Origin of the sequence: Kitasatospora sp. NPDC057904, assembly GCF_042887925.1 — a bacterium.
GTDB lineage: Bacteria > Actinomycetota > Actinomycetes > Streptomycetales > Streptomycetaceae > Kitasatospora.
Genome location: NZ_JBHVOL010000018.1, coordinates 93,768 through 107,650, shown reverse-complemented (window position 1 = coordinate 107,650; position 13,883 = coordinate 93,768). Strand labels below are relative to the sequence as shown.

Sequence of the window (13,883 nt, the reverse complement as noted above, 5' to 3'; positions counted from 1 at the left end):
TTCTCAACGCTCCTCGGGGGTGCTGACGGGGTCGCCGGAGGCGGTCAGGTGGGTGATCAGGTGACGCCGCCAGTGGGCGTCGTCCCGCTCGGGGAAGTCCTCGCGCCAGTGGCAGCCGCGGGTCTCCTCCCGCTGCGCGGCGGCGGCGACCAGGGCGGTGGCGACCAGCAGCAGGTTGGCCGCCTCCCAGGTCTCCACCCGCGGGTCGGCGGGCTTCTCCTCGGCGACGTGCGCGTAGGCCTGCTCGGCGAGCAGGGCCAGGCCGGCCGCGGCGTCGGCCATCGACGCGGCCGAGCGCAGCACGCCCGCGCCGCGCGACATCAGCCGCTGGATCTCGGCCCGCGCCTCGGACGGCGGCAGCGGCACCGGCTGTGCGGCGCGCGCGGCGGCGACGTCCACCGAGCGCTCGGGCAGGTCGTCGGCGCGGTGCCGGCCGGCCAGGTCGGCGGCGATCCGCTCGGCGAAGACCAGGCCCTCCAGCAGCGAGTTGGACGCCAGCCGGTTGGCGCCGTGCACCCCGGTGCAGGCGACCTCGCCGCAGGCGTACAGGCCGGGGACGGTGGTGCGGCCGTGCCGGTCGGTGCGGATGCCGCCGGAGGCGTAGTGCGCGGCCGGGGCGACCGGGATCGGCTCGGTGACCGGGTCGATGCCGTGCGCGCGGCACGAGGCGAGGATGGTCGGGAAGCGCTGCTCCCACATCGCGGCGCCGAAGTGCCGCCCGTCCAGGTACATGTGCTCGGCGCCCTGCTCCTGCATGCGCCGGGTGATCGCCTTGGCGACGATGTCGCGCGGGGCCAGTTCGGCCAGCTCGTGCTGCCCGACCATGAACCGGACGCCGTCGGCGTCGACCAGGTGGGCGCCCTCGCCGCGGACCGCCTCGGAGACCAGCGGCTGCTGGCCCTCGGCCTCGGGGCCGAGCCAGAGCACGGTCGGGTGGAACTGGACGAACTCCAGGTCGGTGACGGCGGCGCCGGCCCGCAGCGCGAGCGCCACGCCGTCGCCGGTGGAGACCGCCGGGTTGGTGGTCGCCGAGAAGACCTGGCCCATGCCGCCGGTGGCCAGCACCACGGCGCGGGCCCGGATGGCGCCGACGCCGTCGCGCTGGCCCTCGCCCATGACGTGCAGGGTCAGGCCGGCGGCGTGCCCGTTCGCGTCGGTGAGCAGGTCGAGGACGAGCGCGTGCTCGATCAGCTCGATGCCCTCCGCGGCCAGGGCCGCTGGTGTCGCTGTGCTGCGGACGGCGGAGACCAGCGCGCGCGATATCTCGGCGCCGGTGGCGTCCCCGCCGGCGTGCGCGATCCGGCGGCGGTGGTGGCCGCCCTCGCGGGTGAGCAGGATCTCGCCGTCCTCGCCGCGGTCGAAGGCGGCGCCGGTGGCGATCAGCCGGCGGACGGCGTCCGGGCCCTCGGTGACGAGGGTGCGCACGGCCTCCTCGTCGCAGAGCCCGGCGCCGGCCACCAGGGTGTCGTCGAGGTGCTGCCCGGGGGTGTCCCCCTCGCCCAGGGCGGCGGCGATGCCGCCCTGGGCCCAGCGGGTGGAGCCGTCGTCCAGCATCGCCTTGGTGACCACCGTGGCCCGCAGGCCGGCTTCGCGGACGTTGAGGGCGACGGTGAGACCGGCCACCCCCGAGCCGACCACGACCACATCGGTGGTGGACGTCCAGCCGGGGGCGGGGGCGGTGAGGCGGTGCTTAACGGGCATGGCTCAGTTGCTCCTTCAGCGCGTGGCCGTCGTGGCCGCGCCGTCGGCGCCACGGTACGCCGTGTCGCCGCGCAGCAGGCCGCTGCCCTCCGGGGCGTCCGCGGGGTCGCCGCCGAGGCCGGTGATCCGGTTGTGCTCGTCCACGAAGACGATCTTCGGCTCGTAGCCCTTGGCCTCGGCCGTGTCCATCTGCCCGTAGGCGATGAGTATGACGAGGTCGCCGGGGTGGACCAGGCGGGCGGCGGCGCCGTTGATGCCGATCACGCCGGTGCCGCGCGGGCCGGCGATGGTGTACGTCTCCAGCCGGGCGCCGTTGTTGATGTCGACGATGTGGACCAGCTCGCCGGGGAGCAGGTCGGCGGCGTCGAGGAGGTCCTCGTCCACCGTGACCGAGCCGACGTAGTGCAGGTCGGCCTGGGTCACGGTGGCCCGGTGGATCTTGGACTTGAGCATGGTGCGGAGCATTGCGGGTCACGCCTCCTGTGAGTGCATGCCTGGGGTGGGAAGAGCTCTATCGAACGATTCTGTGCTTGCCGGTCATCTGCCTAGCGGCAGATGACGTGGACGTTGTCGATCAGGCGGGTCGAGCCCACCTTCGCGGCGACGGCCAGCACCGCCTCGCCCTGGAAGTCGTCCGCCGCCTCGGTGAAGGCGTGCGGGTCGATCAGGGCGAGGTAGTCGAGGGTGACGCCTTCGGCGGCGTCGAGGACGGCCGCGGCGGCCTCGCGCACGGCCTTCGGGCCCTGGGCGGCGACGTCGCGGCCCGCGAACAGGGCCTTCGAGAGGACGAGGGCGCGCTCGCGCTCCTCCTCCGAGAGGTAGCGGTTGCGCGAGGACAGCGCCAGGCCGTCCTCCTCGCGGACGGTCGGCACGCCGACGATCTCGACGTCGAAGTCCAGGTCGGCGACCATGCGCTGGATGACCGCCAGCTGCTGGGCGTCCTTCTCGCCGAAGAAGGCGAAGTCCGGGTCGGTGATGTGCAGCAGCTTGGCGACCACGGTGAGCACCCCGTCGAAGTGGCCGGGGCGGGTGGCGCCCTCGAAGCGCTCGCCCATCGGGCCGGCCGCCAGGCGCACCTGCGGCTCGCCGTTCGGGTAGACCTCGTCGACGGAGGGCGCGAAGACGACGTCGGCGCCGTTCTCCTCGGCCAGCTTCACGTCGTCGTCGAGGGTGCGCGGGTAGCGCTCCAGGTCCTCGCCGGCGCCGAACTGCAGCGGGTTGACGAAGACCGTCACCGCGACCCGGCCCTCCGGGCCGACCTGCTTGCGGGCGGCCCGGACCAGCGCGGCGTGCCCCTGGTGCAGGGCGCCCATGGTCATCACGACGGCGTTGTCGACCGGCCGCTCGTCCGGCCAGAACGCGGCCTCGAAGTCGTCCACGGTGCGGGTGACGACGGCCCGGTGGACCTTCGGCGTCCGCTGGGGCTTGTTCGGCTGCTTACCGCGTGCCATCAGGAATCTCCTCGTTCAGTACGTCCAGCAGCGCCGCCGCCGACGGTTCGTCGATCGTCCCGTTGGCGAGCGCCCGCTGCGCCGTGGCGCGGGCCATCGCCCGGTAGGCCGCCGGGATGTCCGGGGACACCGTACTGAGCTGCGCCAGGTGGCGCCGAACGGTGCCCGCGTCGCCCCGGGCGACGGGGCCGGTGAGGGCCGCGTCGCCGGAGCGCAGGCTGTTGTCCAGGGCCGCGCCCAGCAGCGGGCCGAGCAGCCGGCCGGGCTCGGCGACGCCCGCCGTGCGCAGCAGGTCCATCGCCTGCGCGACCAGCGTGACCAGGTGGTTCGCGCCGTGCGCGAGGGCCGTGTGGTAGAGCGGGCGGACCTCCTCGGGCACCCACTCGGGCTCGCCGCCCATCTCCACGACCAGCGCCTCGGCGACCGGCCGCAGCTCCGCGGGCGCCGTCACGCCGAACGGGCAGCCGGCCAGCCGGTCCAGGTCGACGGAGGTGCCGGTGAAGGTCATCGCCGGGTGCAGGGCGAGCGGCAGCGCCCCGGCCCGGGTGGCGGGCTCCAGGATGCCGACGCCGTGCGCGCCGGAGGTGTGCACGACCAGCTGGCCGGGGCGGACCGCGCCGGTCGAGGCGAGGCCCGCGACCAGGTCGGCCAGGGCGTCGTCGGGGACGGTCAGCAGGACGAGGTCGGCGGCGGCGAGCACCTGGGGCGGGGTGACGATCCGCACGCCCGGCAGCAGCGATTCGGCGCGGCGGCGCGAGGTGGCGGAGACGCCGGAGGCGGCGACCACGGTGTGCCCGGCGAGCTGCAGGGCGGCGCCGAGGGCCGGGCCGACCCGGCCGGTGCCGACCACGCCGACGGTCAGCCGGGCCGGGCGGTTGCCGGGGTCGCGCGGGTCGCCGAAACCGTCGTCGAGCGGGGCGAACTCGGAAAAGTCGCCGCCTTCGTAGGTGCTCACGCGCCCACCTCGCTCCGCTCGGCAGGGGCGTTCGCCCATGCGCGCCGGTCGATGGTGAGTTCGCTGCGCTCACACACGGGGCCCACCTTGTCCCTGATCTCCGTTCCGGTCCACCTCGGGTACCGGACGTACCGCCCCAGTGTACGGGCGCGTCAGTCCCCGGCCCCGGCCCGGATGAGCCCGGCCTCGTACGCGAGGACCACGGCCTGGACCCGGTCGCGCAGGCCGAGCTTGGCCAGGATCCGGCCGACGTGGGTCTTCACGGTGGCCTCGGAGAGCACCAGCCGGGCGGCGATCTCGCCGTTCGACAGGCCCTGGGCGACCAGCAGGAACACCTCCCGCTCGCGGTCGGTGAGCGGGCCGAGGGCGTCCGAGCCGGGCGCGCTCTGCGGGGTGGGGAGCACCTCGGCGAAGCGGTCGATCATGCGGCGGGTGGTGGTCGGCGCGACCACCGCGTCGCCGCCGTGCACGGCGCGGATCGCGGCCACCAGCTCGGTCGGCGGCACGTCCTTGAGCAGGAAGCCGCTGGCGCCGGCCTTGAGCGCGGCGAAGGCGTACTCGTCGAGGTCGAAGGTGGTGAGGATGAGCACGTGCGGGGCGTCCGGCAGCGGGCTGCCGTCCTCGGCGAGGCAGATCCGGCGGGTGGCCTGCACCCCGTCCAGGCGGGGCATCCGGACGTCCATGAGGATCACGTCGACCGGCGTGTGCTTCAGCCTCTCCAGGGCCTGGGCGCCGTCGCCGGCCTCGGCGGCGATCTCGATGTCGCCCTGGGACTGCAGGATCATCCGGAAGCCGGTGCGCAGCAGTTCCTGGTCGTCGACGAGCATCACGCGGATGGTCAAAGGGAGCTCCTAGGGGGTGAGCGGCGGGCGGGCTAGTGGGCCGTCTTCAGGGGCAGGACGGCCCGGATCCGGAAGCCGCCGCCGGGGCGCGGGCCCACGTCGAGGCTGCCGCTGACCATGCCGACCCGCTCGCGCATGCCGATCAGGCCGTGGCCGAGGCCGTCCGTGCCGCCGGAGGCGAGCTGCTCGTCGGTGGTGCCGCGGCCGTCGTCCTCGACCAGGACGGCGAGCTCGCGCTCCCCGAAGTCGACCGCGACCCGGGCGTGCACGTCGGGGCCGCCGTGCTTGCGCACGTTGGTCAGCGCCTCCTGGACGATCCGGTAGACCGTGAGCTCGACGCCGCGCGGCAGTTCGCGCGGGTGGCCCGAGGTCGCGTAGTCGACCCGCAGGCCGGCGGTGCGGACCTGCTCCAGCAGTTCGGGCAGCTCCTCGACGCCCGGCTGGGGCACGTACTCCTCGGCGGTGTCGGCGGTGCGCAGCACACCGAGCAGGCGGCGCATCTCGACCAGTGCCTGGCGGCCGGTGGAGGCGATCGTGCCGAGCGCCTCCTTGGCCTGCTGGGGCGAGTTGTCGAGGACGTAGGCGGCGCCGTCGGCCTGGACGATCATGACGGAGACGTTGTGCGCGACGACGTCGTGCAGCTCGCGGGCGATCCGCGCCCGCTCGGCGGCGACGGCGACCTTGGACTGGGCGTCGCGCTCGCGCTCCAGCCGGGCGGCGCGGTCCTCCAGCTCGGTCAGGTAGGCGCGGCGGACCCGGGTCAGCCGGCCCCAGGCCCAGCAGAGGATGAACGGGGTGCTCATCAGCAGCATGATGAGCAGCGCCTCGCCGATGCTGTACGGCGTGCGGACGGCGGTGACGCCGTCCTCCGCGAAGTGCGTCTTGGCGGGGTTCATCCGCCAGTAGGCGAGCGGCCCGGCGGCCAGCCCGGCGGCCAGGGCCAGCCGGGAGGTCCAGGTGCGGCCGAAGGCGGCGCCGGTGTAGGCGAACACCAGGTAGGCGATGGAGGAGGCGGCCGGGTCGATGTCGAGACCGACCTGGCCGAGGGCGATCGCGGTGGCCGCGGCCACCGCGACGTCGGGCAGGCGGCGGCGGAAGACCATGAGCGCGGGCAGCGCCACCGCGGTGGCGATCTGCGCGTCGAACCGCCAGCCCCCGGAGACGTTGTCGTTCGGCAGGAGGCCGAGGAGGAGCACGATCGCCGCCCAGGCGGCGTCGACCACCATGGGGTGACGGCGGAGCCAGGCGTTGAGTCGATGCACGTCTCAAGCGTAGGCAGTCGCACGACCCGTCCAGGTCCGCCGGTAGGGCGATCCGCCCTACTCCGTAGGTCGGAGAAGCCCCGGCTCCGGTTGGGGAGGGGCCGGGGTCGGCCGGTAGCGTCGCGCCCCATGACGTGGATGCGGTGGGCGCCCGCCATGGAACGGGCCCTGTACGACCAGGAGGCGGGCTTCTACCGCAGGCCGGAGGGCCCGGCGGGGCACTTCCGCACCTCGGTGCACGCCTCGCCGGAGTTCGCCCGTGCGGTGGCCCGGCTGCTGCTGGAGGTTGACGCGGCCCTCGGCCGTCCGGAGGAGCTGGCCTTCGTCGACGTCGGGGCCGGGCGGGGGGAACTGCTGACCGGGGTGCTCGGGGCCGTCCCGGACCACGTGCGCGCGCGGCTGCGCCCGTACGGCGTGGAGATCGCGGACCGGCCGGCCGGACTTCCGTCCACAGCCCTGTGGACGAGCGAGGTGCCGCGGGGCGTCAGCGGGCTGCTGTTCGCCAACGAGTGGCTGGACAACGTGCCGCTGGACGCCGGCGAGGTGGACGAGGACGGGGTGCTCCGGTACGTCGAGGTGGAGACGGAGACCGGCCGGGAGCGGCTCGGCGAGCCCGTCTCGGAGGCCGACGCCGCCTGGGCCGCCCGCTGGTGGCCGGTCGAACACCCCGGGGACCTGGTGGAGTTCGGCGGCCCCCGGGACGCCGCCTGGGCGCACGCCGTGGCCGGGCTGGAGCGCGGCCTGGCCGTCGCCGTCGACTACGGGCACACCGCCGCCCGCCGTCCGCTCTTCGGCACCCGCACCGGTTTCCGGGACGGCCGCGAGGTGGCCCCCGTGCCGGACGGCTCGTGCGACGTCACCGTGCACGTCGCGCTCGACTCGATCGTCGTCCCCGCTGTCCACAGCCTGTGGACGACGCAGCGCGAGGCCCTGCGCGCCCTCGGCGTCAGCGGCGGGCGCCCGCCGCTCGCCCTCGCCTCCAGCGACCCGGTGGCCTACCTCCGGGCCCTCGGCGGCGCCGGGGAGGCGGCCGAACTCACCGACCCGGCCGGGCTGGGTGCCTTCGGCTGGGTCTTGCAGAGCGTCCGCATTCCACCCCTGGAGATTTGGTAGGGGCTCGGAGCCTGGAACCCCTGGTGGGATGGCAGACTCTGAACCCATGAGGGAGACCACGGTCGGCATCGGGGCGGGAGCCGAGAACATCACGGGCGAGGCGGGCACCACCGACATGGTGCTCAACATCGGCCCGCAGCACCCCGCGACGCACGGCGTACTGCGGCTGCGGCTGGTGCTCGACGGCGAGCGCATCGTCACCGCGGAGCCGGTCATCGGCTACATGCACCGGGGCGCGGAGAAGCTGTTCGAGGCCCGCGACTACCGGCAGATCATCATGCTGGCGAACCGGCACGACTGGCTCTCCGCCTTCTCCAACGAGCTCGGCGTCGTGCTCGGCGTCGAGCGGATGCTCGGCATGGAGGTGCCCGAGCGGGCGGTGTGGATCCGCACCCTGCTCGCCGAGCTCAACCGGGTGCTCAACCACCTGATGTTCCTCGGCTCCTACCCGCTGGAGCTCGGCGGGATCACCGCGATCTTCCACTCCTTCCACGGCCGCGAGGACCTCCAGCACGTGCTGGAGGAGGCCTCCGGCGGCCGGATGCACTACATGTTCAACCGGGTCGGCGGCCTCAAGGAGGACCTCCCGGCCGGCTGGCTCGGCCGCGTCCGCACCGCCGTCGCCACCGTCCGCTCGCAGATGCCGGTCTTCGAGGACCTTGTCCTCGGCAACGAGATCTTCCGCGCCCGCACCGCCGGCGTCGGCGTCCTCACCCGGGCGCAGGCCGAGGCGTACGGCGTCAGCGGCCCGATCGCGCGGGCCAGTGGCCTCGACTTCGACCTGCGCCGCGACGAGCCCTACCTCGCGTACGGCTCCGAGGAGCTGCGGCAGGTGCTCACCGTCGTCACCCGCGAGGAGGGCGACTGCCTGGCCCGCTTCGAGTGCCTGCTGGAGCAGACGCTCAACGCGCTGGACCTGGCCGACGCGTGCCTCGACAAGCTCGCCACCCTGCCGGCCGGCCCGGTCAACCTGCGGCTGCCCAAGGTGCTCAAGGCCCCGGAGGGCAGCACCTACGCCTGGACCGAGAACCCGCTCGGGATCAACGGCTACTACCTGGTCTCGCGCGGCGACAAGACGCCGTGGCGGCTCAAGCTGCGCTCGGCGTCCTTCAACAACATCCAGGCGCTGACCGAACTGCTGCCCGGGACCCTGGTCGCCGACATGGTCGCGATCCTCGGGTCGATGTTCTTCGTCGTCGGCGACATCGACAAGTAGACACCGACGAGTAGACACCGACGAGTACGGCGACGAGCAGGGAACGAGCGGGCCCGGGGACGGACGGTCCCCGGGCCCGGCCCTCAGTCCTTCTTCTTCGCCTTGCCGACCGGATCCGCCGGGTGCGGCGCCACCTTGCGGTCGCCCTTCGTGGCGATCCGCTCCTCGCACAGGCCGGCCAGCACGTCGTAGCCCGCCCGGCCCATCAGCTCGGTGAGCTCGGGGCGGTAGCTGACGTACACCGGGTCCGGCCCGCCGTGCGCCTCCGGGCTGCCGGTGCACCACCAGTGCAGGTCGTGGCCGCCCGGGCCCCAGCCGCGGCGGTCGTACTCGCCGATCGTCACCTGGAGGTAGCGGGTGTCGTCCGGCCGGTCGATCCAGTCGTAGGTGCGGCGGATCGGCAGCTGCCAGCACACGTCCGGCTTGGTCTCCAGCGGCTCGCGGCCCTCCTTGAGCGCCAGCGCGTGCAGCGCGCAGCCGGCCCCGCCCGCGAAGCCGGGGCTGTTCACGAAGATGCACGCGCCGCCCACCCGGCGGGTCTGGCGGTCGCCGTCCTCGTCGAGCATGGTGATGCCGCCGTCGGCCTTGATCCGGCCCTTGCCGTCGGTGCCGTGCGCGAAGTTCTCCCAGATGTCCGGCGTCAGCCGGGCGGCGTGGCCGGCGACGCGCTTCTCGTCGTCCTCGTCCGAGTAGTGCGCGCCCAGCGTGCAGCAGCCGTCCGACTCGCCGCGGCCCTCGCGGATGCCGTGGCAGCCGCGGCCGAACACGCACGACCAGCGGGAGGTCAGCCAGGTGAGGTCGCAGCGGAACACCTGCTCCTCGTCGGCGGGGTCGGCGAACTCGACCCAGGCGCGGGGGAAGTCGAGCGGGACCTCGGCGCGCAGGGCCGGCATGGCCAGGTCGACCGGGGCCGGAGCGGCCGGGACCTTCGCCTTGGACTTCTTCTTGGAGGTTTCTGCTGGTGCCACCCGGCAAGGGTAGAGCCTCCGCGGGAACCACCGGCCGTGTCGGGCAGTCCGTTCGGTTTGATGATTCCGAGCCGTTGCGTGTTGGATGCCCCGTGCGTCCGTGCCCGCGGCGCCCGACGCCCGACTGGAGCCCCGAGCCGTGACCGCCTCGCCCCGCGCCGTCCGGACCGCCATCCTCGCCTCGCTCGCCGTCCTGGCCTCCGGCTGCGCCTCCGGACCCGCGCTGCGGGCCCGGGCGGAGAGCGCGCCGCCGCCGTGCACCGGACCCGTGGTGATCGGCCACCGCGGCGCGCCGCAGAACGCCCCCGAGAACACCATGGCCTCCTTCGACACGGCGCTGCGCCAGGGTGCCGACTGGGTGGAGACCGACGTCCAGACCACCCGCGACGGCGTCCCGGTGCTGATGCACGACCCGAGCGTGGACCGCACCACCAACGGCAAGGGCGCGATCGGCGACCTGACCGCCGCTCAGATAGCCGCCCTGCGGGTGACCATCGGACCGGGCCCGGCCGAGCCCGTCCCCACCCTGGAACAGCTGCTCGAACGGATGGCCCGCACCAACGCCACCCTGCTCATGGAGATCAAGTGGCAGCGCCGGACCGAGGACGTCGTCCGGATCGCCAGGCTCGCGGCGGCCAGCGGCGCCCGGGTCATCATGTACTCGTTCTCGGCCGACCACCTGCGGGTGGCCCACGCGGCCGCGCCCGGACTGCCGATCGTCCTCATCCAGGGCGCCTCCATCGCCGAGAACCCCGGCAACCTGCCGCTGAGCGGCATCGCCCTGGACACCACCCTGGCCAGCGCCTCCCGGATCGCCGCCGAGCGCCGGGCCGGGCACGAGGTCTACGTGTGGACCGTCGACGACGAGGAGTCCTGGCAGCTGATGACCGGCCGTGACGCCGACGGCCTGATCACCGACACCCCCGGCCCGGCCCGCCGCTGGCTGGACGCCAACTGCCCCACCGGCCGCCCGGCGGGACCGCACAGGAACTGAGGGATCCGGCCACCCGGGCCCGGCCCGCCCGCCGGCGTCCGCCGCCCCCTGGCACCTGCGACCAGCACGAGTGCCGCGGCGGCGCCGAGGCAGTACCGCCGCGACCGATCACCGGCGCGGCCGGATCGCGTAGCGTGGAGAGTTATGCGACTCGGTGTGCTCGACGTAGGTTCCAACACGGTCCACTTCCTCGTGGTGGACGCCCATCCGGGCGCCGCCCCCGTGCCCGCTTACTCGCACAAGGCCGAACTGCGTCTCGCCGAGCTGCTCGATGAGCGCGGGGCGATAAGCGAGGCCGGTGTCGAGCGGCTGGTCGGCCACATCGCCTCCTCGCTGCGCGTCGCCGAGGACAAGGGCGTCGTCGACATCCTGCCCTTCGCCACCTCCGCCGTCCGCGAGGCCGCCAACGGGGAGGACGTGCTGCGCCGCGTCGCCACCGAGACCGGTGTCGAACTGCGGGTCCTGTCCGGCCAGGACGAGGCCCGGCTCACCTTCCTCGCCGTGCGCCGCTGGTTCGGCTGGTCCTCCGGCCGGCTGCTCAACCTGGACATCGGCGGCGGCTCGCTGGAGATCGCCTGCGGCCTGGACGAACAGCCCGACGTCGCCTGCTCGCTGCCGCTCGGCGCCGGCCGGCTGACCGCCCGCTGGCTGCCCGGCGACGTCGCCGACCCGGACGGGCTGCGCGAGCTCAGACGCCACGTCCGCGCCGAGATGGCCACCGTCGTCGGCGAGATCTCCCGGCTCGGCGCCCCGCAGCACGCCGTCGCCACTTCCAAGACCTTCAAGCAGCTCGCCCGGATGACCGGCGCCGCCCCCGCCGACGCCGGCCCGTACGCCGACCGCCGGCTCACCCGCACCGGCCTGTCCGCCTGGCTGCCCCGGCTGTCCACCATGACCGTCGCCGAGCGGGCGCAGATCCCCGGCGTCTCCGAGGGCCGGGCCAAGCAGCTGCTGGCCGGCGCGCTGGTCGCCGACGCCGCGATGGACCTCTTCGGTCTCGAGGAGCTCGACGTCTGTCCGTGGGCCCTGCGCGAGGGCATCATCCTGCGCCGCCTGGACGCCATGGACAGCCCCGCCGACCGCCGCCGGCCCGCGCTGACCACCTGAGCCGCAGGCCGCACCGTCACCCCGCAGGACACCGGGGGCGCCTGAGAGCCGCGTCTCGTTCGCCCGGCGTTCGGTGCCGTTCGCGAGCCGGTCCGCTTACGCTGTCTCCCGTGGTGCAACCAGCGGGCGACGACGGGACGCGGGAGGGCCGCGCCCCCGGCGACGGGCAGCCGCGGCCGGACGGCCCGCGCCGCAAGCTGGGCAAGACCGTCAAGGGCGCCACCGCCGCCAAGGCCGCCAAGGCCGTGAAGGCGGCCCAGCGCACCGCGCAGGGCGCCAAGAAGGCCACGGCCAAGAAGGCGACGGCCAAGAAGGCCGTGGCGGGGGCCGGGAAGGCCGCCCCGAAGGCCACCGCGGCCCCGGCGCGCAAGGAGACCCGCACCGCCCGCGCCACCGGCGCCGCCAAGGCCGCCGTCCAGTCCGTGAAGTCGGTCAAGGCCGCCAAGCGCGAGGCCACCCGGGCGCCCCTCCTGCGCACCACCGACCGGCTCGTGCTGCCCCCGCACCCGGCCCTGCACATCCCGGACACCAAGGTCGCCCTCTCCACCGCCTCGGTGTACCCCGCGAGCACCGCCGTCGCCTTCGAACTCGCCGCCAAGCTCGGCTACGACGGCGTCGAGGTCATGGTCTGGAACGACCCGGTCAGCCAGGACATCGAGGCGCTGCGCCGCCTCTCCGACCACCACCGGCTGCCGATCCTCGCCGTGCACGCGCCCTGCCTGCTGATCACCCAGCGGGTCTGGACCACCGACCCGTGGACCAAGCTGGTCCGCGCCCGGGCGGCGGCCGAGAAGCTCGGCGCGAGCGCCGTCGTCGTCCACCCGCCGTTCCGCTGGCAGCGCCAGTACGCCCGGGAGTTCGTCGAGGGCATCAACCGCATGGCGGGCGAGACCGACGTCCGGTTCGCGGTCGAGAACATGTACCCGTGGCGCTACCGCGACCGCGAGATGCTCGCCTACGCCCCCGGCTGGGACGTCACCGAGGAGGCGTACCGGCACTACACCATCGACCTCTCGCACGTCTCCACCTCCCGGATCGACGCGTTCGAGATGGTCGAGCGGATGGGCGACCGGCTCGCCCACATCCACCTCGCCGACGGCAGCGGCTCCGGCAAGGACGAGCACCTCATCCCCGGCCGCGGCAACCAGCCCTGCGCCGAGCTGCTGGAACACCTCGCCCGCACCGGCTTCGACGGCCACGTCGTGCTGGAGGTCAACACGCGGCGCTCCGCGTCCCCCGCCGAACGCGAGGCCGACCTCGCCGAGGCGCTCGCCTTCACCCGCTTGCACCTGGCCACCCCCTCGCGCGTACGCTGAACCCACGTGCCCCACCGGGCACCAACTGCCGCACGTAGGGGGAGACATGACGGAGGCAAAGAACTTCCGGGAGCTCGCTCAGAGTTTCGGCGGGGTCGCCGCCGAGTACGACCGCGGTCGCCCGACCTACCCCGACGGACTCTTCGACGCCCTGGAACGGCTCTCCGGCCGCGCCCTCAAGGGCGCCCGCGTCCTGGACGTCGGCGCCGGCACCGGCATCGCCACCCGGCTGCTCGCCGCCCGCGGCGCCGACGTCGTCGGGGTCGAGCCCAACGGCGGCATGGCCGCCCAGTACCTCGCCTCCTCGCCCGGCCTGCCGCTGGTCCGGGCCTCCGGGGACGACCTGCCCTTCCACGACCGCTCCGCCGACCTGATCACCTACGCCCAGGCCTTCCACTGGACCCGCCCCGAGCTGGCCGTCCCCGAGGCGATCCGGGTGCTGCGCCCCGGCGGCGCGCTCGCCACCTGGTGGAACGTCCACGACGAGACCGTCCCGTGGGTCCGGGCCCGGGCCGAGCGGATGGCCGCCGCGCTGCCCGAGCGCTACCACGGCTACGGCGGGATCAGCGAGCACACCAGCCACTTCGCCCCGGCCGGCCTCGCGGTCGAGCGCACGGTGCTGCGCTGGGAGCGGCGGGTCACCGTCGACCACGTGATCACGGACCTCACCTCCCGCTCGTACCTGGCCTCGCTCGACCCGGCCGAGCGCGCTCCGGTCCTCGCCGCCGAGCGCGAGGCCACGCTCGCCGAGTTCCCCGGGGGCTGGGTGACCGAGCCGTTCACCCTGGAGTTGGTGGTCGCCGTCACGCCGTCCTGACCCCCCGTGCGGCCGTACGGTCCGTGCGCCCGTGCGCCCGCCGCCTGACCGCATCGCGGACGGACCGTCCGCGGCCCGGACGGCGGGCGTAGGCTCGGTAGCCACAGCGGTTCCCGCACCCTCCTGCCCGCGGGGCCGCGC

The 13,883-nt window shown here is 74.4% G+C and carries 13 protein-coding genes; 6 read left to right on the top strand and 7 right to left on the bottom strand.

Annotated elements, in window-relative coordinates:
- Nucleotides 1-3: 3 nt before the first annotated feature.
- The 6 genes from ACFVSN_RS34050 to ACFVSN_RS34025 all read right to left on the bottom strand — a co-directional run bounded on the left by ACFVSN_RS34050 (nt 4) and on the right by ACFVSN_RS34025 (nt 6,175).
- A complete protein-coding gene (locus tag ACFVSN_RS34050) occupies nt 4-1,701 on the bottom strand; it encodes an L-aspartate oxidase (protein WP_380503835.1) in 1,698 nt (565 codons plus the stop codon).
- Nucleotides 1,702-1,716: 15 nt separating this feature from the next.
- Nucleotides 1,717-2,166, bottom strand: coding sequence for an aspartate 1-decarboxylase (panD, locus tag ACFVSN_RS34045; RefSeq protein ID WP_380442374.1), 450 nt, complete (start codon nt 2,164-2,166; stop codon nt 1,717-1,719).
- Between the two features lie 80 nt (nt 2,167-2,246).
- The gene (panC, locus tag ACFVSN_RS34040; RefSeq protein WP_387600617.1) at nt 2,247-3,152 is read right to left on the bottom strand and encodes a pantoate--beta-alanine ligase; all 906 of its coding nucleotides are present in this window, start codon (nt 3,150-3,152) and stop codon (nt 2,247-2,249) included.
- The gene (locus tag ACFVSN_RS34035; RefSeq protein WP_380442370.1) at nt 3,139-4,107 is read right to left on the bottom strand and encodes a Rossmann-like and DUF2520 domain-containing protein; all 969 of its coding nucleotides are present in this window, start codon (nt 4,105-4,107) and stop codon (nt 3,139-3,141) included. The genes panC and ACFVSN_RS34035 overlap by 14 nt, the downstream gene beginning before the upstream one ends.
- A 152-nt stretch (nt 4,108-4,259) precedes the next feature.
- Nucleotides 4,260-4,949, bottom strand: coding sequence for a response regulator (locus ACFVSN_RS34030; RefSeq protein ID WP_380442368.1), 690 nt, complete (start codon nt 4,947-4,949; stop codon nt 4,260-4,262).
- 32 nt (nt 4,950-4,981) lie between these two features.
- Nucleotides 4,982-6,175, bottom strand: a complete 1,194-nt coding sequence (locus ACFVSN_RS34025; protein ID WP_380442453.1) for a sensor histidine kinase — start codon at nt 6,173-6,175, stop codon at nt 4,982-4,984.
- 165 nt (nt 6,176-6,340) lie between these two features.
- Here ACFVSN_RS34025 and ACFVSN_RS34020 point away from each other — a divergent pair, with 165 nt between their 5' ends.
- Both ACFVSN_RS34020 and ACFVSN_RS34015 read left to right on the top strand, forming a co-directional pair.
- Nucleotides 6,341-7,324, top strand: coding sequence for an SAM-dependent methyltransferase (locus ACFVSN_RS34020; protein WP_387957376.1), 984 nt, complete (start codon nt 6,341-6,343; stop codon nt 7,322-7,324).
- Between the two features lie 46 nt (nt 7,325-7,370).
- Nucleotides 7,371-8,540, top strand: coding sequence for an NADH-quinone oxidoreductase subunit D (locus ACFVSN_RS34015; RefSeq protein ID WP_380442364.1), 1,170 nt, complete (start codon nt 7,371-7,373; stop codon nt 8,538-8,540).
- Between the two features lie 83 nt (nt 8,541-8,623).
- Here the strand turns inward: ACFVSN_RS34015 and ACFVSN_RS34010 are convergent, their stop codons facing one another.
- Nucleotides 8,624-9,508: a hypothetical protein gene (locus ACFVSN_RS34010; RefSeq protein ID WP_380442362.1), complete on the bottom strand. Its 885-nt coding sequence runs from the start codon at nt 9,506-9,508 to the stop codon at nt 8,624-8,626.
- A gap of 139 nt (nt 9,509-9,647) precedes the next feature.
- Here ACFVSN_RS34010 and ACFVSN_RS34005 point away from each other — a divergent pair, with 139 nt between their 5' ends.
- The 4 genes from ACFVSN_RS34005 to ACFVSN_RS33990 all read left to right on the top strand — a co-directional run bounded on the left by ACFVSN_RS34005 (nt 9,648) and on the right by ACFVSN_RS33990 (nt 13,742).
- Nucleotides 9,648-10,502 (top strand): glycerophosphodiester phosphodiesterase, encoded by an 855-nt coding sequence (locus tag ACFVSN_RS34005; RefSeq protein ID WP_380442360.1) that lies wholly within the window; start codon nt 9,648-9,650, stop codon nt 10,500-10,502.
- A gap of 144 nt (nt 10,503-10,646) precedes the next feature.
- Nucleotides 10,647-11,609, top strand: a complete 963-nt coding sequence (locus ACFVSN_RS34000) for a Ppx/GppA family phosphatase (protein WP_380442358.1) — start codon at nt 10,647-10,649, stop codon at nt 11,607-11,609.
- A gap of 512 nt (nt 11,610-12,121) precedes the next feature.
- The gene (locus ACFVSN_RS33995; protein WP_329930204.1) at nt 12,122-12,925 is read left to right on the top strand and encodes a sugar phosphate isomerase/epimerase; all 804 of its coding nucleotides are present in this window, start codon (nt 12,122-12,124) and stop codon (nt 12,923-12,925) included.
- A gap of 46 nt (nt 12,926-12,971) precedes the next feature.
- Complete coding sequence (locus tag ACFVSN_RS33990; protein ID WP_380442356.1) at nt 12,972-13,742, top strand: class I SAM-dependent methyltransferase; 771 nt, start codon at nt 12,972-12,974, stop codon at nt 13,740-13,742.
- Nucleotides 13,743-13,883 lie beyond the last annotated feature (141 nt).

Coding starts and splice junctions, on each gene's coding strand:
- ACFVSN_RS34000 (WP_380442358.1), top strand. CDS start 10,647: ATGCGACTCGGTGTGCTCGACGTAGGTTCCAACACGGTCCACTTCCTC.
- ACFVSN_RS34025 (WP_380442453.1), bottom strand. CDS start 6,175: ATGGTGGTCGACGCCGCCTGGGCGGCGATCGTGCTCCTCCTCGGCCTC.
- ACFVSN_RS33990 (WP_380442356.1), top strand. CDS start 12,972: ATGACGGAGGCAAAGAACTTCCGGGAGCTCGCTCAGAGTTTCGGCGGG.
- panD (WP_380442374.1), bottom strand. CDS start 2,166: ATGCTCCGCACCATGCTCAAGTCCAAGATCCACCGGGCCACCGTGACC.
- ACFVSN_RS34050 (WP_380503835.1), bottom strand. CDS start 1,701: ATGCCCGTTAAGCACCGCCTCACCGCCCCCGCCCCCGGCTGGACGTCC.
- ACFVSN_RS34020 (WP_387957376.1), top strand. CDS start 6,341: ATGACGTGGATGCGGTGGGCGCCCGCCATGGAACGGGCCCTGTACGAC.
- ACFVSN_RS34015 (WP_380442364.1), top strand. CDS start 7,371: ATGAGGGAGACCACGGTCGGCATCGGGGCGGGAGCCGAGAACATCACG.
- panC (WP_387600617.1), bottom strand. CDS start 3,152: ATGGCACGCGGTAAGCAGCCGAACAAGCCCCAGCGGACGCCGAAGGTC.